The 20,136-nt window shown below is 38.5% G+C and carries 22 protein-coding genes and 1 tRNA gene; 9 read left to right on the forward strand and 14 right to left on the reverse strand.

Annotation, left to right across the window (positions count from 1 at the left end; translation table 11 throughout):
* Window positions 1–242 precede the first annotated feature (242 nt).
* Window positions 243–1,079, forward strand: coding sequence for a hypothetical protein (locus CA265_08055; protein ARS39604.1), 837 nt, complete (start codon window positions 243–245; stop codon window positions 1,077–1,079).
* Between the two features lie 350 nt (window positions 1,080–1,429).
* Window positions 1,430–1,744, forward strand: coding sequence for a hypothetical protein (locus CA265_08060; GenBank protein ARS39605.1), 315 nt, complete (start codon window positions 1,430–1,432; stop codon window positions 1,742–1,744).
* Between the two features lie 68 nt (window positions 1,745–1,812).
* On the opposite strand, the gene CA265_08065 is transcribed toward CA265_08060, so the two are convergent.
* The 6 genes from CA265_08065 to CA265_08090 all read right to left on the reverse strand — a co-directional run bounded on the left by CA265_08065 (window position 1,813) and on the right by CA265_08090 (window position 6,068).
* Window positions 1,813–2,460, reverse strand: a complete 648-nt coding sequence (locus CA265_08065; GenBank protein ID ARS39606.1) for a hypothetical protein — start codon at window positions 2,458–2,460, stop codon at window positions 1,813–1,815.
* Window positions 2,461–2,635: 175 nt separating this feature from the next.
* A tRNA-Ser gene (locus tag CA265_08070) sits at window positions 2,636–2,723 on the reverse strand.
* A 95-nt stretch (window positions 2,724–2,818) separates the two neighbouring features.
* Window positions 2,819–3,808, reverse strand: a complete 990-nt coding sequence (locus CA265_08075; protein ID ARS39607.1) for a ribonuclease BN — start codon at window positions 3,806–3,808, stop codon at window positions 2,819–2,821.
* 8 nt (window positions 3,809–3,816) lie between these two features.
* Window positions 3,817–4,224, reverse strand: coding sequence for a thioesterase (locus CA265_08080; GenBank protein ID ARS39608.1), 408 nt, complete (start codon window positions 4,222–4,224; stop codon window positions 3,817–3,819).
* Window positions 4,224–5,279 carry an aminodeoxychorismate lyase gene (locus CA265_08085; protein ARS39609.1) on the reverse strand — a complete coding sequence of 352 codons (1,056 nt, stop codon included), beginning with the start codon at window positions 5,277–5,279 and terminating at the stop codon, window positions 4,224–4,226. The genes CA265_08080 and CA265_08085 overlap by 1 nt, the downstream gene beginning before the upstream one ends.
* Before the next feature lie 18 nt (window positions 5,280–5,297).
* Complete coding sequence (locus CA265_08090; protein ARS39610.1) at window positions 5,298–6,068, reverse strand: serine/threonine protein kinase; 771 nt, start codon at window positions 6,066–6,068, stop codon at window positions 5,298–5,300.
* Between the two features lie 213 nt (window positions 6,069–6,281).
* On the opposite strand from CA265_08090, the gene CA265_08095 reads away from it, so the two are divergent.
* The 3 genes from CA265_08095 (at window position 6,282) to CA265_08105 (ending at window position 8,472) form a co-directional block, all read left to right on the forward strand.
* Window positions 6,282–7,268, forward strand: a complete 987-nt coding sequence (locus CA265_08095) for a D-alanine--D-alanine ligase A (protein ID ARS39611.1) — start codon at window positions 6,282–6,284, stop codon at window positions 7,266–7,268.
* A gap of 84 nt (window positions 7,269–7,352) precedes the next feature.
* Window positions 7,353–7,934: a cyclic nucleotide-binding protein gene (locus CA265_08100; protein ID ARS39612.1), complete on the forward strand. Its 582-nt coding sequence runs from the start codon at window positions 7,353–7,355 to the stop codon at window positions 7,932–7,934.
* Window positions 7,935–8,079: 145 nt separating this feature from the next.
* Window positions 8,080–8,472, forward strand: coding sequence for a DUF983 domain-containing protein (locus CA265_08105; protein ID ARS39613.1), 393 nt, complete (start codon window positions 8,080–8,082; stop codon window positions 8,470–8,472).
* Between the two features lie 54 nt (window positions 8,473–8,526).
* On the opposite strand, the gene CA265_08110 is transcribed toward CA265_08105, so the two are convergent.
* The 7 genes from CA265_08110 to CA265_08140 form a co-directional block, all read right to left on the reverse strand.
* The gene (locus tag CA265_08110; protein ARS39614.1) at window positions 8,527–9,051 is read right to left on the reverse strand and encodes a hypothetical protein; all 525 of its coding nucleotides are present in this window, start codon (window positions 9,049–9,051) and stop codon (window positions 8,527–8,529) included.
* A gap of 101 nt (window positions 9,052–9,152) precedes the next feature.
* Window positions 9,153–9,614, reverse strand: a complete 462-nt coding sequence (locus CA265_08115; protein ARS39615.1) for a hypothetical protein — start codon at window positions 9,612–9,614, stop codon at window positions 9,153–9,155.
* A gap of 403 nt (window positions 9,615–10,017) precedes the next feature.
* Window positions 10,018–10,776, reverse strand: coding sequence for a copper homeostasis protein CutC (locus CA265_08120; GenBank protein ARS39616.1), 759 nt, complete (start codon window positions 10,774–10,776; stop codon window positions 10,018–10,020).
* A gap of 24 nt (window positions 10,777–10,800) precedes the next feature.
* Window positions 10,801–11,679: a hypothetical protein gene (locus tag CA265_08125; GenBank protein ID ARS39617.1), complete on the reverse strand. Its 879-nt coding sequence runs from the start codon at window positions 11,677–11,679 to the stop codon at window positions 10,801–10,803.
* A gap of 44 nt (window positions 11,680–11,723) precedes the next feature.
* Window positions 11,724–12,758 (reverse strand): glycosylasparaginase, encoded by a 1,035-nt coding sequence (locus tag CA265_08130; protein ID ARS39618.1) that lies wholly within the window; start codon window positions 12,756–12,758, stop codon window positions 11,724–11,726.
* Window positions 12,759–12,908: 150 nt separating this feature from the next.
* A complete protein-coding gene (locus tag CA265_08135; protein ID ARS42928.1) occupies window positions 12,909–13,688 on the reverse strand; it encodes an amidohydrolase in 780 nt (259 codons plus the stop codon).
* A 43-nt stretch (window positions 13,689–13,731) separates the two neighbouring features.
* Window positions 13,732–14,877 (reverse strand): methionine aminotransferase, encoded by a 1,146-nt coding sequence (locus CA265_08140; GenBank protein ARS39619.1) that lies wholly within the window; start codon window positions 14,875–14,877, stop codon window positions 13,732–13,734.
* A gap of 280 nt (window positions 14,878–15,157) precedes the next feature.
* Here CA265_08140 and CA265_08145 point away from each other — a divergent pair, with 280 nt between their 5' ends.
* Both CA265_08145 and CA265_08150 read left to right on the forward strand, forming a co-directional pair.
* Entirely contained in the window at window positions 15,158–16,690 is a 1,533-nt protein-coding gene (locus tag CA265_08145; GenBank protein ID ARS39620.1) for a hypothetical protein, read from the forward strand.
* Window positions 16,656–17,345, forward strand: coding sequence for a peptidase (locus tag CA265_08150; GenBank protein ID ARS39621.1), 690 nt, complete (start codon window positions 16,656–16,658; stop codon window positions 17,343–17,345). Before CA265_08145 ends, CA265_08150 begins: the two co-directional genes overlap by 35 nt.
* A gap of 69 nt (window positions 17,346–17,414) precedes the next feature.
* Here CA265_08150 and CA265_08155 read toward each other — a convergent pair whose 3' ends face one another.
* Window positions 17,415–18,641 carry a Bcr/CflA family drug resistance efflux transporter gene (locus tag CA265_08155; GenBank protein ARS39622.1) on the reverse strand — a complete coding sequence of 409 codons (1,227 nt, stop codon included), beginning with the start codon at window positions 18,639–18,641 and terminating at the stop codon, window positions 17,415–17,417.
* A gap of 209 nt (window positions 18,642–18,850) precedes the next feature.
* Here CA265_08155 and CA265_08160 point away from each other — a divergent pair, with 209 nt between their 5' ends.
* Complete coding sequence (locus tag CA265_08160; GenBank protein ARS39623.1) at window positions 18,851–19,621, forward strand: hypothetical protein; 771 nt, start codon at window positions 18,851–18,853, stop codon at window positions 19,619–19,621.
* A 34-nt stretch (window positions 19,622–19,655) separates the two neighbouring features.
* Entirely contained in the window at window positions 19,656–20,105 is a 450-nt protein-coding gene (locus CA265_08165; GenBank protein ARS39624.1) for a hypothetical protein, read from the forward strand.
* Window positions 20,106–20,136 lie beyond the last annotated feature (31 nt).

Below are 20,136 nucleotides of genomic sequence, written 5' to 3' on the forward strand. Positions count from 1 at the left end.
AAAACGTTTTCAATAGGTGGTGTAATTCAAACATACAAAAAAAACTTTCAGGAAGTTTAGCTTTCTGAGTCGTCTTAGCAGCAAGTTATAATGTCAGCTGCCTATTGCCAAAATATTTTTCAGGCTTCATATTCAAGAAAAGCTGTAAAATCCTCACCCAAATTTCACAATTAACGGCACAATTCACCAGAATGGCGTGATTGCCCTTTGTGTTATAGTTATATTGAAGATAAAAAAGCCTTATGAAAAAATCCATGTTAATCTTATGCACGATAGTACTGATGCTATCGGCATGTATAAAATTCCCCGGCGAACCTGTAGTGACGATCAGGAATTATAAAATTGATTTTAAGATTGGGGGGCTCAACCATACTGTAGGTGAAGCAAATGTTGGCTTCCCAACCGAGCCCATTCAAAATTTCATCCAACAGTTAAGCATTGTAGCTTACAACACACAAACCGGTGCCGAAGTAGCGCGGCAAACCCAGCTGCCCGGCGCACCGAACTTTGGGCAAATCAGTTTCGAACTTCCCACTGGTACTTATAATTTTGTAGCTATTGGCTCGCAAACCGAGTTTGGTATTAGCCAATTTTACGAAGCCGATAAAAACTCGCCGGTTTATGCTGCCTATGCACAGGCAAATTTTCAGTATTGGCAACCGTCTTTCTCTTCTTTAGATAAACGTTATAAAACATCAGATACCTTTTTTGCCAAACAAACAGGGGTATCCATTACAAAAAATCAAACTTTAGAGGTAATGATGGAACGCATTGTAGGATTGTTAAATGTGATTGTAACAGATAGATCAGATTACAGTATTGAAATTACCAGCGAGTTCAGCGGCTTCAGGTTTGATACCGCAGTACCTTTTAGTACAATAGAAAATGATTTTTCATCTGCAGTGAAACATAGTAAAGATGGCCCAATCAGCTTTTATATCCTCAAAAACCAAACGCCTGTGAATTTACACCTGGGTGTAGGTGCAGAACCAACTTTTCAGATTCTTGTCGCTAAAAACAAGCGCACAACCGTTAGGGTACAATGGGAAACCAAAACTTATAGTACTACCGTAGAATAATTACACTATATAGTCTTGGCTTTTCGCTGGAACCATATTACCTAAAATTTGTTTATCCCTTAACACTTACTAGCGCAAGTCTTAGTGTGCCTGACGTGGGCTGGGTTGACTTGTGCTTTCACAACACCTTAACTAATTGAGATTTTTAGCGCGATTAATGTAATGGTATATCTAAAGCACGTTTAGGCGATGGCTTATGCCCAGGATGCTAAGATTTGCACTAAGCAGTAGTTCTGCGGAATTGCACGAAGAAGTCTTTATCCTTCAAGATTTTTCAGTAAGTTTATCTTAAACGCAGCTTCGCAAAGCTCGGGAACGTTGTACGTAATAATCGAATTTTTTATAGTAGTATGAAGATGTATATTTTAGTTAAAAGAGAGATTCCTGATAAAATGGTACCGGTAATAACCGCACATGCTTCCCTCGCTTGTTTTAGAAAGTTTGAAAATACAAATAACATGCAGGCATGGATTAATGGAATATTTAAAAAAGTGGTGTGTGTCGTTTCAGAAACGGAGTTTACGAATGCTAAAAAAGAAACAGACCATATCGTGCTTACAGAATCAACATTAGATAATCAGGAAGTCTGCATAGCGTTTTCGCCCAGAGCAGAATATTCCAAAATGTTTAAATTTTTCCGAATGTGGACACCACAAAACAGCTAAAAAGTAAGCATGATCAAGAACCAGATTGATGAATGAATGCTATAAAGAAGTATTTGTTATTAGCCCGATTATAAATTTCGCTTGTTACTTTCGATGGTAATGAATTCCGGTAAATAATTAGGCGTACAGCCTTTTGATACCATTTCACCTTTATAAAGACCTGTTTTCTCTCCGAGCGTAATACACCGGTTTCGGTATTGTTTATCATAAATTCCAATCCACCCGGCTGTGAAATTCATTGCCCATTGAACTTCTGGTTCTTCTTTGGCCAGGTTAGCTTCTATTTTACCTAATAATGCTGGTGTATTCGCAGGCGGTATTTGTCCTACCCACCTCAAACGGCCCTGATAATACCAGAATACACGTCTCTGAAGCGCAGAATGACTTTTTTCCCATGATTCGATCAGGGCAATTGTTTTCTTGTCTTTAACAAGCTGGTTAGCCATAAACCAGTCCATTAGCTGGTTTCGCTCATCGAATGCATGCGTTTGCATATCCTGATCAAGCATATTAATAAGATCTTGTGAAACCTGCTTATTGTCCATAATCAGGATGGCCAGTAATCTGGGAAGCAAACTCCCGGTAGACCATAACTCCATAGCCAGCTCATGATCCTTTTTGATATCTTTAGCGATTTTTCTTAAGTCTCCGAGCTTTGTTTTGGTATTAATCTGATCCAAAACATTCTTTGCTTTTGAAGCGTATTCCATAACCATCACTTTTTATGGTTCAAAATAACTAAAAATCTGAACTTAATAAAGTGATTTCGGCTACAAACGTAAGTCTTGGTGTAAGGGATGTTTCAAAAACTCAATTAATGAAATTCGTTACATGGGGAGTTTCTGGAAACGAAAAAAGCCTGAAATCTTATGATTTCAGGCTTTAAATTTTCGGCGGAAAGCGAGGGATTCGAACCCCCGGACCTGTTACAGTCAACAGTTTTCAAGACTGCCGCATTCGACCACTCTGCCAGCTTTCCGGAGGCAAAAGTACGAACTCCGGTTAAATCTGCAAACTATGAATGCTTTTTTTTTATATAAACTTGATAATTACTTAACACAGAGGGAGAAAAAATTATTTCTTCTGTATATTTTCCTCAATTGGCTCCGATTTTTTGAACAAATTGAAGGTAGGACGGATAATTTTTACACTTCTTTTGCTGACATCAACGCTGGCATTTAGCTCAAAACCGATCAATAAAATTAAAGAATTGAGGTAAAGCCAGATCATCACCACGATTAATGTTCCGATAGAACCATACACCTTGTTGTAAGAACCAAAGTGATTAATATAAAAAGAAAAGCCCCAGATGGTGATGAATGCAAGTATAGTGGCCAGCCAGGAGCCAGCACTGAACAAGCGCCATTTTTTAGTATGTGAAGGGCCATAACGGTATAAAATTGAAATGGTAATAAAGTATAAGATGGCTAGTAATGCCCAGCGCGTAAACTTTACCGCGAAAACCAGAAAACTGTCTTTAATGTGCAGTTCGTTGGTAATCTTATTCAGTAAAACTTCACCCAAGGCCATCGCACTGATGCAGATGATGATCGAAAAGCAGATAATGATTGTTAAAACGAGTGCAATTAAACGTTGTTTTATCCATCCTCTGGTTTCGATAATCAGTGATGATTTATTAAAAGCCTTCATTAAATTTTTAACGCCATTGGTGGCAAAAAATATGGCCGATAAAAAACCGAAAGATAATAAGCCTCTGTTCTGGTTTTTAATAATGTCCTTTAATGTGGTTTCGAAGGCATCAAAAGCATTATGTGGCAATACAAGTTGTATCAAATTTAAGAGTTGATCCTGGAAACCTTTGATTGGAATAAAGGGAATTAAGGTAAACAGGAAGATGATGCCAGGAAAGATGGCCAGCATGAAACTGTAAGCCAAAGACGATGACTTGTTTACCAAAGCATCTTTTCCGATTTCACGAAAGAAGAAAGTAGCTACAGTGTATAATGGGAGGGGGCTAAAACCAGGCAAAACACATCCCTTCGTCCATTCGATAAACCTAGAATAGAGTTTAAGATGTAATAATTGCCGGTGTAACCATTCCATTGTATTTGTTAATTAAAAAACACCGATAATTTTTTCATAAAATTTTCGGGTGGGCTTGTTGGTTTATTTTTCTTCATATCGACAAAAACCAGGGTAGTTTCCCCAATATTGATCAGTTCTTCTTTTTCGTTATACAGTTCGTATTCGAAAAAGATCCTGATACCGGGTAAGGTTTTGATGATTGTTTTTACTGTAATTTCCTGATCGTAAAGGGCAGGTTTAATATATTTACATTTTAATTCCAGAACCGGCATCATAATACCATCGGCTTCCATCGAGCTATAACTCATACCCAAACTGCGCAACATTTCTACCCGGCCTACTTCGTAATACTGTGCGTAATTGCCGTAATACATATAACCCATCTGATCGGTTTCGCCATACCGAACCCTGATTTTTGTACTGTGGCTATACATTATTTAAATATATTTCTTTTGTTTAAAGCTTCACGGTATTTCTTCGCATTGATTTCGTGCTGCGCTTTGTTTTCTGCAAAATTATGGTAGCCAGAAAAATCTTCTTTGGCACACATGTAAATATAATTGTTGTTGTCGCGGTTTAGTACAGCATCAATGGCATTAATACTCGGCATCATAATCGGTCCCGGAGGCAAACCTGCATATTTATAAGTATTGTAAAGCGATTGTACCTGTAATAATTTTCCAGTTACCCTTTTCACGGTGAAATCGTTATTGGCGAAAATTACTGTTGGATCAGCTTGTAACAGTATCCCTTTATTCAAACGGTTTAAATACAAACCTGCTATAATGGGCATCTCTTTGTCGTAAAGTGCCTCTGCATCCACAATAGAAGCTAAGGTGTATACTTGTACCGGACTCAGATTTAAACTTGCTGCTTTTTGTTTGCGATCGGCTGTCCAGAATTTATCATATTCCTTGTGCATGCGCTCGAAGAAATCAACCGGCGAAATATTCCAGTACATCTCGTAAGTATTCGGGATAAACATGGCATAAACATTATCCTGGTTAAAACCATATTTGCTAATCAGGGCAGTAGAATCTAAAACATTGATAAAGCTTAACGAATCGGCTTCCAGGTTGCTGGCCAGGTATGCTGCAAAATTTTCCTTCTTACGGATGTTATGGAATTTTAATTTAACAGGATCCTGATTTCCGGCTTTAATTAAGTTAATTAAACTGCGGTTGGTCATTCCTTTAGTTAAACGGTAACGTCCGGGTTTAACACTCGCAGGTAAATTCATTTTTCCGGCAGCTGCAGTAAAAGTAGAGATGCTTTTTACCAGATCTTTCTTTTTAATCTCTGCAACCAGATCATCGTAACTGCTTCCGGTTTTGATATATAAATATTTTTGATTTTCGGTAACGTTAGGGGCAAAGTATAGCCTGTAAATATTTAATGCAAAGTAACCAGCAATTAAAATAACAGCAAGTGCAATTACAATTGCCACTTTTTTGCCAGTACTCATGTTCTTTTTTTCTACTTCAGTCATTTGTAATGTAATACGTGTTTATTGTTGTTTGTTAGATAGTGTAATGTTAATCTTGGTTCCTATAGCCACCTTGGTTAACGAATCAACCAGCATAGGATCTTGTTTAATAATAATAGCGGCAGCACTATCGGTAATAGGTCCATCGTAAATAATGGTACCTAAACTCAGGTTCGAACCCCTTAAGCTAAATTTAGCTTCATCCATGGTTAATCCCATAAGCTGTGGAATATCTACTTCTTCGTTTCCGCGCCCATCACCTAATACCAGGTTAATCCTCGAACCAACAGGTACAATTTGTCCGGCCGCTATCGGCTGACCGCCAAAAGAAGCTTCCAGAACCACATCGCGACTTACATCCGGTTTATAGGTCGTATCTCCAAGTTTTAATCTCGAACTCTCTATAATGGCTTGTGCTTCACGTAAGGTTTTAAACGCAATATCCGGGAATTTTGTATTCGGTGTTTTTCCGGCATTAATGGTTAAGTAAATGGTACGGTTATCTTTTACAAAGGTATTGGGGTCAGGATCCTGGTCAATCACAATCCCGGCAGGCTGATCCATAATAAAAACAGAATCTACTTCATATTTTAATCCGGCGTCTTCGAGTTTCTTAACGGCTTGCTCAAAAGATAAGCCCTTTACCATCGGTACATTCAAACCTTGTCCGTGTTTGGTATAATATCTTAAACTAAAAAAAGCAATCAGCAGCAACACAACAACGGTTACAATTGCAGCTAAAATGTTGTTCCTAAACGACTTGGTTTTTAAATAATCTATAAATTTAGACATGAATCTTAAATTTGGGTTATGCGTACAAGCTCAAATGTAACTATTTTAATGATTGATTGAATTATAGAATCGATTTCCCCATTCCATCATTCGCTAATTTCTTCATTCCAGCATTGAATAAATTCTCTCAATCAATATCACTAAAGCACAAAGATATTTATATTTTTGAGGATATATTTATATTCAATTTCTATTTATAAAAGGATTTTTAACATGAAGAAAACGATAGCATTGTTAACAGGCGGTACCACAGGCGAATGGGTTGTTTCGGTGAAAAGCGCGGCCACTATTGCCCAGAATATCGACCCGGATTTATACGATGTGTATAAGATTATGCTGAACGAAAAGGGCTGGTTTTATGAACCTGCTGACTCTGTTAAAATTGAAATTGATAAAAATGATTTTTCCTTAACACTGGAAGGCCGAAAAATTAAGTTTGATGGTGTTTTTATTGCCATACATGGTTCTCCTGGCGAGGATGGAAAATTACAGGGCTATTTTGATATGTTAGGTATTCCATACACCGCCTGTGATGCATTAACTTCATCAATTACTATGAATAAAGGCTATACCAAAGCGGTTGTAGAAGGTATAAATAACCTATATACAGCAAAATCTGTTCAGATTTTTAAGGGTGGAAACCATAATTTAAATCAAATTAAACAGGATTTAAGGTTGCCTTATTTTGTTAAACCCAATAGCGGGGGCAGCAGCATTGGCATGAGTAAAGTGAAACATGCTGATGATCTTGAAGAAGCGGTTGAAAAAGCATTTAAGGAAGATACTCAGATCTTAATAGAAGAGTTTGTGAGCGGCAGGGAGTTTTCGATCGGCGTTTTTGGCGCGGAAGGAAAAATTATTGTTTTGCCAACAACAGAGGTTATCCCGGCAAATGAGTTTTTTGATTTCGAAGCAAAGTATACTCCAGGCGCAACGGAAGAAATTACACCGGGCAGGATGAATGAAGAAGAGCTAAGTCGTGTGCAGCAGGTGGTAAAAGATGTATACAAAAAACTAAACTGCAGGGGAGTAGTGCGTGTCGATTACTTTCTGGAAGAAGGAACCGGTAAGTTTTATTTTATCGAAATTAATACCATTCCTGGTCAAACCGCAACCAGTTTTATTCCGCAACAGGTAGCTGCAATGGGGATAACATTGAAAGAGTTTTATACCCGCTTAATGAAGGAGACCTTAGGGTAGTTTTCCTAAATCTTGTCATTAGCGTCATTCCCAACTGCGCAGGAATGATGAACGATTAAGCGGATTAAACTACTATAAGCAACGATGAATATCCAAAAACTGATTGATAAAGGCTTAAAAGTTAAAAGTTACCTAAAAGATTCGGTTATTTATGAGCCGGATATGCAGCCCCGGTATGTGTATTTTATCAAATCGGGTGAGGTGAGAATGGTTACCGTGAGCGATGAAGGAAAGGAATTTATTCAGGGCGTTTTTAAAACGGGACAGTATTTTGGCGAACCCGCCTTATTAATAGACCGGCCTTATTTAGCTTTTACCATTACCAATAAAGATTCGCAGCTAATTGCTGTCAATAAAGAAGATTTCTTCGACCTAATCATAAACGAGCCTGATTTTAGCATGGATTTGATCCGGACCTTAAGTCACCGCCTTTTTTATAAATCGATGATGCTGGAAGAACTGGCCAGCGAAAAGGCTGATCATCGCTTGTTAACGATTATCAATTACCTTCTTAATGATATAGCCACAGGTGAAAATTTAAAGGTAACGCGACAAGAATTAGCCGATATGACTGGTTTACGGGTAGAAACAGTAATCCGTGGCACTAAAATACTAGCCGAAAAAGGACTGATCAAAACCCTAAAAGGAAAAATAGTAAAGGTTTAGTGTTTTTTGTATTAAACAAGAACCAATGAACTAATGACTAATTACCAGTGAACTAATGAACCAGTGAACCAATCCTCAAACATGATGTAGATCATAATTAGTCTTTAATTTTAGACTTACCTTTGTACAATTAAATTAGAAGATTATGGCTGAGTTATCTAAATTCCAGGCTTTTATGCAGTGTAAATGTCCGCGCTGCCGCAAAGGTGAGATTTTTACCGGAAGTGCTTATTCTTTCAGACTGCAAAAAACAAATGTTAGCTGTCCGCATTGTAACTTAAAATTTGAGCGTGAACCAGGGTTTTTCTATGTTGCGATGTTTGTAAGTTATGCAATGAATGTTGCAGAAATTATTACGATTGGAGTAGCATCGTATGTTTTGGGCTTACCTTTAATTTATGAAAACCTGTGGTATTATGTTGGTTTAATCTTAACCGGTGTTTTATTGTTATCACCCATTAATTACCGTTATTCGAGGGTTATTCTGCTTCATTACCTTACACCAGGCTTGCATTATGTTCCGGGAAGTGGGGATTAATAGATTATAGATAGCAGAGCGGACAATTTTAATAGTCCGCCCGCCCTTTTTTAGTTATTTCTTCATTGGGTGTTGAATATATTCTGATAATCGGACAACCTTTCCGTTTCTCAATTGAATATCATTAAATAAGGCCACCGTATCGGTTTTGCCATCTTTTGTGGTAGAAACCTGGTTGTACCACAAGCTTACCCATTCTTCACTTTTATCTTTGTTCACTACCGATTCCATATCCTGCATTTCGATTTTAAAGCCCTTCATTTTATTAAACTCACCTTGTACTTCTTTAAGGAACTGCGCTTTTGTACCTTTAAATTGGTAGCCATCTACGGCTAAGGACATACTGTCGGCAAGTACCTTGCTCATACTGGCCGTATCTAAATTTTCGAATGTTTTAATCAGTGTCATGGCGGTTACTGCATTTTTGGTATCGGGGTTCATTTCCCAATTTTGCACCTGTTTAATGGTATATGGATACTTGGTGCTGTCTGCTGTTGCAGTATCAGTAGTTTTAGCTTCCTTGTTCTCACATGCTGCAAAAAGTAAGGTAGCCACGATTAGGGTTGATAATTTCTTCATGATAATTAGTTTATTGGTTACTTAAATATAACTAATTACTTGAATATTAAATAAATGTGAATCGTTTTTGTTCGTGACTTTACATAGCGAAATAGTAGTGATCAGGCAGATAGCGGCGCCGAACGTTTTCGTTTTATTAAACCAATTATAAGATTGATGATGGGTAATAGCTGGACAAGCAGAAACCCAAGCACCATTGCAGCGCTGCTTGCATTAAATCCTTGTGAATAATCTAAAGAATCTGCATTGGTTAGCTCAACAAGGGAGAATGACCTGTTGAAATTATAAGCGGAATAATAAGCACCAAAAAAGAATAAAACAGACAACAAAATGTGAAACCAGCTCAGCTTATTTGAAGCTAAAAATGGTCTTAATAATTTATAGTATAATGCGAATATGAATAAAAATATAGCAAACCACCTGATGAGTGGAATATTATCGATCATATAATAAGTGTCGTGAATATTGAAAGCGAGATTGTTTGCTGGTACCAATAATGAAGTAGCCAAAAGTAGGGTGGCAAGTAAAACCAGGAAGTTATAGGTTTTGAAGATTATTTTCATTTTTTTGAGCTTGATGGTTTATTTAGCTAAGTATGCAATGGTTTCGCGAGCCATTTCCCGTGTTTTATATTTATTTTTATTAGAAAATGAGCGTTCAATAGTGCTTCGGAAACGGTAGTCCCGTTATCCGCTATAGCTCCGATAAACCTGTGAAACAAGCAAGCGCACAATAAAAAGGCAAAAAATAGTGCTTAAATCGGAGGCTGCCGCTTCTACCGGGTTTATGGAACAGGGGTTTGTATAAAATACATCAATTTTTCCTGCTTAGCTAAATAATTATTTTTAGCAATCGTCCTCGTTTGTAACGAGGATGAAGGAGAAAGGCGATTTTATCGCCATTAAACTGCTCATTTTGCATTATGAATGCGAATCTCGCCAATCCTCGTTGCAAACGAGGACTATTTTAACTAACGGCCTCATTTATACAATCAATCAAAGCCTTCACTTTTATTTCGGAAGTGAGCTCGTAGCGATATTCATCTTCTATACTGCCCATTTTGGTTTCGGTATTTCTGAATTCCATTTTACTCGGAACAAATTCTTTGGCAGAGGCATGGAATTGTGTGGCACCGGTTTGATCAATAAGGTTTTTGATGTTATTTTCATTGATCCCTGCACCCGGCATAATGATAATCCGGCCATTGGCTTTTTTTACCAGCTGCGCTAGTTTTTCTGCCCCTAAAATGGCAGAAGAAGCGCCGCCAGAGGTGAGTACCCTTTTTATGTTGAGTTCGATTAAATCTTCCAGTGCCTGGTCCATATCGTTACTCATATCAAATGCCCTGTGGAAAGCTACCTCCATAGGTTTGGCCAGCTCAATCAGTTCAGCGCATCTCTCTTTGTCGATAGTGCCATCTGCTTTAAGTATTCCGGTAACTATGCCTTCACAATTTAATGATTTGCAGATTTTTATATCTTCTTTCATTAATTCAAATTCAATTTCAGAATACAAAAAATCGCCTCCACGCGGACGTATAATGGGCCAAACTTCGATAGATAGGTTTTTCTTGGCCAATGAAATCTGGGCATAACTTGGTGTAGTACCACCTTCTGCCAGGTTATCGCAAAACTCTACTCTTTTCGCGCCGCCATTTTGGGCAGCTACTGCCGATTGATACGAATTAGCGCATACTTCCAGGCAACCCGTTGCCATTTCACTCATGATGTTAGATTTAATTAATTTATATTATTCCTGCGGACCTGCCGGTCCTAAAACTACCCATCCCTTCGGGGATTTGTAGGTATTAAGTAATTGCACCGACTTTCCGCCATCCGGATACCAGCATACTTCTGTAATGACCCAGTGGGTTTCGTCAACCTTTTTACGCTCAGGAAAAGCATTCTGGACAGTTGAAAAATCAGGAAATCCGTGTTCTTCTATATTATTAATGAAAGATAGTTTAAGTACTTCGGCGGTTTCATTGATTATATCCTGATCAATCTCCATTTTCATTACAGAAAGTAAAGATTTGGCTTCTTCATCAAAATCCTTACAGGCAATAGCGGCATCAATATCTTTATCGTTATATGCTTTTTCGATGGCCAGTATAGCGCCTTCCGGCGTTTCTAAATTGGCTTTAAAATAATCAACACCTTCATCAATATATAAACCTATACTGTTATCAAATGCTGCCTTCTCTTTTTCTGCTACACCATCTCTAATGGCCCTTATGGTATATCCGCCAATTAACCTGCCGTTTTCGATAATCATCCAATCTGAAATTAAATCACGCTCTATGCCGATTTTTTGGTTGAATTTTACGGATCTAATGTTTACCGGTTCGTTGCCAACGGTGCCAAATAAGTTCCCTTCATCGTCAAAATTTGGGTCTGTTAACCAAATATGTTCACCCTCATCACCATCTGTAATGAGTACTTTAATGGAAAAATAGTTCTGGTAAGGTTGTGGGTTTTCTAAACTTTCTTCGAAATACCAAAGGGTTAACCTGGCTTTTTCGATCGCCCAGTTCATCCGCTCGTCTTCATCGGGCACATAAACCATATCAGGCTCGCCCTTGCGTTCCGCTACATTTTTCTTTCCGAAAATTTTAGATAATAATCCCATTTACCGGTTTCCTTTTTGTTTATCGTTTGGGAAAATTCAACATATTAATAATAGCTTTTGCCTTTGATTAAAAGATCCTGTTTTTCTGCGTTACACACAGCATAACTAAAACCTTTCTGAATGGCATAAGCACCATACTCGCCTTTTTTGTTGATGGCTAAAAATCCCACCTGTATGTTCTTGGCAGTTTCAGGTTTCTTTTTAATGATGCGCATTACCGCTTCTTTACAGGCGGCTTCGGGGGTATAACCCTGACGCATTAATTCTACCACCAGGAAAGAGCCAACATTTCTGACCACTTCTTCACCTACGCCGGTTGAGGTTGCACCACCAACTTCATTATCGACATAAAGGCCAGCCCCAATAATCGGACTATCACCAATCCTTCCATGTAATTTATAGGCCATGCCGCTGGTTGTACAGGCGCCCGAAATATTTCCTTTGGCATCAATAGCGAGCATGCCAATGGTATCGTGGTTATATTGGTTTCCCGGAAGTTTTTGCGGTGCAGCTTTTTGATAGAGCTGATTTTCGATATTCATTACCGGCGCATATTTTGCCGTTTTTAGCCATTCCTTCCACGCTTTTTCACTGGCAGGCGTAAGCAGGTTTTCCTTTTTAAAACCTTGCTCTAGCGCAAACTGCAATGCACCATCGCCAGCTAACATTACATGCGGTGTTTTTTCCATCACTTTACGCGCTACCGAGATAGGGTGTTTAATATGTTCAAGCGCTAACACAGCACCACAGTTACCCAGTTCGTCCATTATGCAGGCATCGAGGGTTACGTGGCCATCGCGGTCTGGTAAACCGCCATACCCAACCGATTGGTTGTGTTCATCAGCTTCAGGTACCCAAACCCCTTGCTCTACAGCATCTAACGCACTTCCGCCGGTTGATAATACTTTCCAGGCATCGGCATTTGCAGCAATCCCAAAATCCCAGGTCGAAATGACAATGGGAAAATTTTTTGCTGCTGTTTCCTCCTGCGGAATAACATTGGCGATACTGCTTTTATCAATGGCCAGCAATCCAGCCGACAGGGCTGATGCTTTTATAAATTTACGGCGGTTAAACATTTTGATGGTTAATGGTTTGAATGGGTTAATCGTTTAATTGCTCAACGCTATTTAAATATTGGTTATTTTAATTGTTAGATTGTTGTGATTGCTAAATTGTTGAATGATGGCTCCAATTTGATCATTGCAATTTGAATATTGATTATTAACTTAACTAATCGTAAACCGGTCTGCATCCTTTAAAAACGGAAATTGCCTTCTTACTTTAACCAGCTCTTCGTAATTGATACTAAAGGTATATAAATCTTCATCTTCAGGTTTATAGTACACCGTATTGCCATAAGGATCTAAACACATGGATAATCCACTGTGGTAAATCTGATTTCCATCATGCCCAACACGGTTAACTGCAATCACATAACTTTGGTTTTCTATTGCCCTGGCCGGAATTAATGCCTTCCAGTGTGCCGATCGTTTATCTGGCCAGTTGGCCACCAAAAGTAAGATGTCGTATTCCTGATCCACATTGCGTAACCAAACCGGAAAGCGTAAATCATAACAAATAGCCAGTCTGATTTTCCAACCCTTCAGTTCGACAATAAGTTTTTCTTTACCTGGACTAAAGTGCTCATCCTCATCACCCATGCCAAACAGGTGGCGTTTGTCGTAATGCTGATTTTTGCCATCTGGCTCCATCCAGATCAGACGGTTAAAATATTGATTGTTTTCTTTTATAATAATGCTTCCCGTAACTACGCAATTGTACTGGTGCGCCATTTTCTGCATCCACTGCATCGTTTTTCCACCCATTTCTTCTGCTAAGGCTTCAGAATTCATGCTAAAACCTGTATTGAACATTTCGGGTAAAACAATAATATCGGTTTTCTCCCTTACACCCATCGATAGTCTAAGTGCCAGATTTAAGAGGTTTTTCTCAATGTTTTCCCAAAAAAGATAGGCCTGAAAGACTGTTACTTTCAGGTTTTCTATTTGAGTATAAACAGGTGCTTCCATTTTTATTTAGTTGGGATGGTTAAACGTTTTTTAATTTCTCGGCCGCTAGGGCAAGTGTGGCGTTTTCTTTAGCAAAGCAGAACCTGATAATTTTATGATCGATTCCTTTTTGGTAAAATGCAGAAACCGGAATGGTGGCCACTCCAAATTCTTTAATCAGTCTCATGCTAAAATCGGTATCCTTTTCATCGCTAATGCTGCTATAGCTTACGCATTGAAAATATGAACCGTTGCAAGGCAAAAGTTTAAAACGGCTTTCGGCCAGGAGGCTTCTGAAATAATCTCTCTTCTGCTGAAAAAAGCTGCCTATTTCAGTATAATTTTTTGGCTCTTTAATGTAATGGGCAATAGCTTGCTGCATGGGACTATTAACGCTGAAAACATTAAATTGGTGTACTTTTCTAAATTCTTTGGTTAATTTCTCCGGAGCTAAACAATAACCGAGCTTCCAGCCTGTAGCGTGCAAAAGCTTCCCAAAGGAGGCTATAATGAAGCTTCGTTGTTTTAATTCAGGGTAGAGCATTACACTTTGGTGTTTTTGTTCATCATAAATTAAATGTTCGTAAACTTCGTCGCTCAAGATTAAAATATCGGTACCACTGATGAGCTTAATCAGCGATTTCATATCATCTGACGATAAAATACTACCCGTTGGATTTTGTGGTGTATTTAAGATAATCATTCTGGTTTTGGCCGTAAATAACTTTTTAACCATATCCCAGTCAATAGCATAGTTTGGCGGGGCAAGTTCATAGGTTTTAACCAGACCGCCTAATAGTTTAATGGTAGGTGCGTAGCTATCGTAAGCCGGTTCGAAAATAATAACTTCATCACCTGCATTTATAATGGACGCCAATGCGGTAAAAATCGCTTGCGTTCCACCTGCTGTAACCGTAATTTCGGTTTCGGGATTGTATTTGATGTTGTATAGGTTTTCAACTTTCTCTGCGATGGTTTCTTTTAAAAAAGTAGAACCAGGCATAGGGGCATATTGATTAAAACCATCCTGCATGGCTTTATTGACCAATTCAACTAGTTTTGGATCGCAGGCATAGTCAGGAAATCCCTGAGAAAGATTAATGGCATTGTGTTCTGCTGCAAGTTTACTCATCACCGAAAAAATGGTGGTACTTACGCCAGGGAGTTTAGATTGTATATTAAGCATCTTATAAGCGAAAATAGGAAAAAAAAGCTTAAAGCGTAAAAAGCGATGCTAAATGCCCGGTTACTGAACCCCATGATAGCAATTGTGCCCGATTAAAACTTTTTCGGCCCCATTAAACCCTTGCGCTAAATTAACGTCATAAACAACGCAATACCAGGGTGGCTGTGCACGGATTTTAGGCCAAGAAATTTGTATTATTTCAAATATATTTCTTCTTATTTAAAATTATTCCAGATAAAGCCCTTTCTTTGCATTTTAAAATCTCAATTATCCATTAAATATGAAGTTTAAACACTTAACCGCTGCCTTTTTATTGGTAATAAGTGCCTCTGCATTTGTTAGCCCGAAAAAAGCTTTAAGAACATTTGTTTCCAACTACGAAAATGTATTGGGCACATCTTTAGAATTAAAATTTAAAACAGTTAGCCAGGCTGATGCAGATTTAGCCGAAGCATGTGCATTAAACGAAATAGATAGGCTTGATGATATTTTAAGTGCTTATAAAGCAAACAGCGAGTTTAGCAGATGGATGAATAATGGTAAACAAACCACCAAGGTTTCAACAGATTTGTTTGAGGTTTTAAAGCAGTTCGAAAATTATAAAGTGTTAACCAATGGTGCCCTTGATGCATCAGCTAAAGTTATTGGTGATGTTTGGAAAAAGGCAGCTGCCGAAGGCCGTTTACCATCTGCCACAACATTACAAAATGCAGTCGCTTTGGTGAAACAAAAACATTATGTGCTCAATGAGCAGGATAAAACGGTTACACGTTTGGATGATGTGCCATTAGCTTTAAATTCTTTTGCAAAAAGTTATATCATTAATAAAGCGGCTGAGAAGGCTGTTCAAAGCCCTGGAATTGAAAACGTAGTCGTAAATATTGGTGGCGATATGGTAATTAAAGGAAATCAGCCCGAAGCTATTGAAATAGCCAATCCTAAAGCTGATGCCGAAAACGATGTAGCGCTAACGACGATTAAAGTATCAAACAAGGCTGTGGCTACCAGCGGTAATTACCGCAGAGGTTTTAATGTAAATGGAAAATGGTATTCGCATATTGTTGATCCACGTACCGGAAATCCTGTTTCTGAAATAATCAGCGCAACGGTTATCGCCTCAGATGCCAGCGAAGCCGGTGCTTTAGCGACTTCTTTTAATGTACTTTCTCTTGCCGAGATTAAAGCAATGACTGCGACCAGAAATGATATCGCATACCTGTTGATTACTAAAGAAGGTAAAGAAATTAAAAGCAAAGAGTGGGCTAACTACGAGTTTGCTTTAAATAAGCCTGCTGCTGTTTTAGAAAAAGTAAATAAAGCTGATAAACTTTGGAATACTAAATATGAGTTAGTGGTAAACTTAGAAATTGCCAATATAGAATCTACAGATGGTAAACGTGTTCGTCGTCCCTTTGTGGCTGTATGGATTGAAGATGCGGCTAAAACACCTGTACGTAATCTTGCCATTTGGTATAATAAACCACGTTGGCTGCCAGATTTAAAATCATGGAACCGTGCCAATGGCGAAGAGTTTAAAAAAGGAGCAGAGGGGAAACTGAGTTCAACGAGCTCGGCTACACGTGGCCCAGGTAAGTATAGCTTATCATGGGATGGAAAAGACGATAACGGTAAGTTGGTAAAAGCAGGTACTTACACCGTTTTTATTGAAGTGGCCCGTGAACATGGAACTTACCAGGTAATTGCGCAAGAAATGAAATTTACCGGCACTGCAAAAAAAATAGAATTAACGCCAAATACAGAACTAACATCAGCATCCCTTGACTACAGAAAAATCGGAACCGCAAAAAAATAAGATCACGGTTGCACCTAGCGGCCTGGGGAAAAAGCAGGTTAAAAAAGATAGCGGGAAGGGCAAGGGTAAAAAACGTTTAGCTGGTTTATCACGCTGGCTGCATATTTACTTATCGATGGTGAGTTTTACGATCCTGTTGTTCTTCGCTGTATCGGGCCTGACTTTGAACCATGCAGATTGGTTTACTTCAGGCAAGGAAGTGGTTAAAAAGGATTCCGGATCAGTAAACTTAAAATGGGTAAACCAACCTGATACCAATAAAATTAACAAGTTACAGATTGTTGAGTTTTTTAGGAATAAACATGCGGTGAAAGGCGCATTAAGTGATTTTAGGATGGATGACAGAGAACTGAGCCTTACCTTTAATGGCCCGGGTTACCTGGCTGATTCCTTTATCGACCGCGAAACCGGTAAATACGAATTAACTACAACCAGGTTTGGCGCTGTGGCCGTGATTAATGATTTGCACAAAGGCAGGGATTCGGGTAAAGCCTGGTCGTGGATTATCGATATTTCGGCAGTACTGATGACCCTGGTGTCTATCTCCGGAATTATCTTAATCTGTTTCATCAAAAAGAAACGACTAAGCGGTTTTATCATCGCAGCAGTAGGTACGATTATTTGCTATTTAATTTACAAGTTATTTGTACCATAGCTTAATCACAAAGACACTGAGGGCATTCAGATTATTTCTATATGTCCCTGGTGTCTTTGTATATGATATTTAATGCGCTATAACTGCCGAATCAGATGATGCATCCACTTCAGTGGTGATGAACCTTCTGCCGATTAACAAGCAGCATAAAGCGATAAATGCAGCTGCTGTCATTACCAATGGCATAGGCACAACCGAGTGTTCGCTAAATAAGCTTACCATTACCGAGGCCAGAGCGCCTAATCCCATTTGCAAGGCACCCATTAAAGCCGATGCACTACCCGCATTTTTGGTGAATGGCGCGAGCGACAAAGCAGCAGCATTTGGATTAATTAAACCTAAGCAAGCCAGAAATAAAGCAATAAAACCGATTGTTGAGTATAAATTTAACCAGTTATTTAAAGCAAATACCAAAAATATTAAACTGAAAATACATTGTGCAATAAGTGCATAGGTGACAATGTTTTTGCTGCTAAACCATTTCAATATCAGGCTGTTTACCTGGCTCGAACCAATAAACGATACCGATAACAGGGCAAATATCCATCCATAACCAGTTTTACTCACTTCATATATTTTCATAAATACCTGAGGCGACGAAGATACATAGGCGAATAATCCCGAAAAGGTTATTGAACTAATTAAAGCATAGGTATAAAATTGAGGCTCTTTTAAAACCGTGAAGAAATTGGTTAAAATTGGCTTTGGTTTTAAAGAGTAATTCGGATCTGGCTTATAACTCTCCGGCAGTTTGAAAATTGTAGCGAGAAGCATTAAAACGGCCATCAAGCCTAAAAATACAAACACGTATTTCCAGCCTAAGGCCGAAATTAAGTAACCACCTGCAGTTGGGGCAAGCATCGGTGAAACCGCGATTACCAGCATTAGGGAGGCAAATACTTTCGGGCTTTCTTCTACAGAAAACAGATCACGAACCATAGCAACCGAGGCTACAGCCGTAGCACAACTTCCAATGGCTTGTACAAAACGTAAAACAATTAACTGGTTCACATCAGTTACGGCCAAACAAAGAAAAGAGGAAAGGATATAAAGTGCCAAACCAAAATATAGCGGTTTTTTTCTCCCAAATTTATCCAATAGCGGACCATACAATAACTGGCCGGCAGAAATCCCGATAAAAAAACTCGATAATGATAGGGCTACAGTAGATTCATTACTGCTTAAATCCTTTGCAATATCAACAAAACCAGGCAGGTACATGTCGATAGAGAAGGGGCCAAGAGCAGCCAATGAACCTAAAATGAGGATGAGGTAGAAATGTTGTTTTTTAGCCATGAAGATAACCAGATTTTGATGGCGCAAAGATTGGGAGATTTAAGTTGTTAACCTATTTTTACGGTCGAACGATTGTAAAAATTATATTTTTATTGCCCATCATTTAAAGCTACCCGTAAAAACCTGCCTGCGTAATCTTTGTGTTATCTATGTTAAAAATATGATGATCGCTATGCTAAATCTGCTATTTATTTATAGATTTATAGTCTATGACTTTTAAGACCAAAGAAAGCCGTTTACTACTCATTCTGGGTAGCTTTTTTGTAGCCAACGCTATATTATCAGAGTTTATCGGAGTTAAATTATTCAGTGTTGAAGAAACGCTGGGCTTTAAAAAGTTCGATATCAATTTACTCGGTGTGCCGCATTTATCCTTTGTAATGTCGGCAGGAGTATTAACCTGGCCAATTATTTTCATCATGACGGATATCATCAATGAATATTTTGGTGTTAAACAAGTTCGGTTTTTATCCATTCTTACGGCCATATTAATTTCATTTGCCTTTATTGTCGTGTGGGGATCCATGCATTTAACTGCCGCCGATTTTTGGGTGCATCAAAACATAAATGGAGAAGACCTCAATATGAATAACGCATTTGCCGGCATATTCGGGCAAGGGATGTGGATCATTGTAGGATCGATTACGGCCTTCATCATCGGACAAATGGTGGATGTGTTGATATTCCATAAAATTAAAAGAATAACAGGGGAGCGGGCACTTTGGTTGCGTGCCACGGGCTCTACTTTAGTCTCTCAGTTTATTGACAGTTTTGTGGTTATATTTATTGCATTTTATATCAACCCGCAGTATCATTACAGCTGGCAACAGGTATTTGCTATTGGCCTGGTAGGCTATACATATAAATTTGTTGTGGCCATTTTAATGACGCCTATTTTATATATCGTACATGCGATTATAGATGGTTACTTAGGAAAAGACCTCGCTCATAAGCTGATTAAAATGGCTGGTAGGGGATAAATATTTAAAACAATAACCAATATACATCCGATTTATGAGAAACATTTTAATGCTACTGGCAGTAGTTGGACTATTGTCCTGTTCTACTAAAAATGAAAAGAAGAAAGATTCAGCTCTTGATATTCAGGGTACCTGGCAGCTATTATCGGCTACAACCATCGAAAACGGAACCAGCCAGACAACAGATTATTCGGGCAAGCTGAAAATGATCAAAATGTTTAACAACACTCATTTTGCATTTTTAAAACATAGCCTTAATCCTAAAGATACAAGCAGTTTTGATGCCGGTGGTGGAAGTTTTGTATTAGACAAAGACGATTATACCGAGCATTTGGAATATTACAAAAACAAAGATTGGGAAGGCAAGACTTTTAAATTTAAACTTGCCATTAATAAAGATACTTTGATTCAGAAAGGTGTTGAAAAGGTAGAGAAAGCTGGCGTCGACCGGGTAATTATCGAAAAATATATTAAGGTAAAGTAATGAAACGCAAAAGGTCGGACTCGCTCCGACC

The organism is Sphingobacteriaceae bacterium GW460-11-11-14-LB5, from assembly GCA_002151545.1.
In the GTDB taxonomy this organism is placed as follows: Bacteria; Bacteroidota; Bacteroidia; order Sphingobacteriales; family Sphingobacteriaceae; genus Pedobacter.

Coding starts and splice junctions, on each gene's coding strand:
- CA265_08055 (ARS39604.1), top strand. CDS start 243: ATGAAAAAATCCATGTTAATCTTATGCACGATAGTACTGATGCTATCG.
- CA265_08060 (ARS39605.1), top strand. CDS start 1,430: ATGAAGATGTATATTTTAGTTAAAAGAGAGATTCCTGATAAAATGGTA.
- CA265_08065 (ARS39606.1), bottom strand. CDS start 2,460: ATGGTTATGGAATACGCTTCAAAAGCAAAGAATGTTTTGGATCAGATT.
- CA265_08075 (ARS39607.1), bottom strand. CDS start 3,808: ATGGAATGGTTACACCGGCAATTATTACATCTTAAACTCTATTCTAGG.
- CA265_08080 (ARS39608.1), bottom strand. CDS start 4,224: ATGTATAGCCACAGTACAAAAATCAGGGTTCGGTATGGCGAAACCGAT.
- CA265_08085 (ARS39609.1), bottom strand. CDS start 5,279: ATGACTGAAGTAGAAAAAAAGAACATGAGTACTGGCAAAAAAGTGGCA.
- CA265_08090 (ARS39610.1), bottom strand. CDS start 6,068: ATGTCTAAATTTATAGATTATTTAAAAACCAAGTCGTTTAGGAACAAC.
- CA265_08095 (ARS39611.1), top strand. CDS start 6,282: ATGAAGAAAACGATAGCATTGTTAACAGGCGGTACCACAGGCGAATGG.
- CA265_08100 (ARS39612.1), top strand. CDS start 7,353: ATGAATATCCAAAAACTGATTGATAAAGGCTTAAAAGTTAAAAGTTAC.
- CA265_08105 (ARS39613.1), top strand. CDS start 8,080: ATGGCTGAGTTATCTAAATTCCAGGCTTTTATGCAGTGTAAATGTCCG.
- CA265_08110 (ARS39614.1), bottom strand. CDS start 9,051: ATGAAGAAATTATCAACCCTAATCGTGGCTACCTTACTTTTTGCAGCA.
- CA265_08115 (ARS39615.1), bottom strand. CDS start 9,614: ATGAAAATAATCTTCAAAACCTATAACTTCCTGGTTTTACTTGCCACC.
- CA265_08120 (ARS39616.1), bottom strand. CDS start 10,776: ATGAGTGAAATGGCAACGGGTTGCCTGGAAGTATGCGCTAATTCGTAT.
- CA265_08125 (ARS39617.1), bottom strand. CDS start 11,679: ATGGGATTATTATCTAAAATTTTCGGAAAGAAAAATGTAGCGGAACGC.
- CA265_08130 (ARS39618.1), bottom strand. CDS start 12,758: ATGTTTAACCGCCGTAAATTTATAAAAGCATCAGCCCTGTCGGCTGGA.
- CA265_08140 (ARS39619.1), bottom strand. CDS start 14,877: ATGCTTAATATACAATCTAAACTCCCTGGCGTAAGTACCACCATTTTT.
- CA265_08145 (ARS39620.1), top strand. CDS start 15,158: ATGAAGTTTAAACACTTAACCGCTGCCTTTTTATTGGTAATAAGTGCC.
- CA265_08155 (ARS39622.1), bottom strand. CDS start 18,641: ATGGCTAAAAAACAACATTTCTACCTCATCCTCATTTTAGGTTCATTG.
- CA265_08160 (ARS39623.1), top strand. CDS start 18,851: ATGACTTTTAAGACCAAAGAAAGCCGTTTACTACTCATTCTGGGTAGC.
- CA265_08165 (ARS39624.1), top strand. CDS start 19,656: ATGAGAAACATTTTAATGCTACTGGCAGTAGTTGGACTATTGTCCTGT.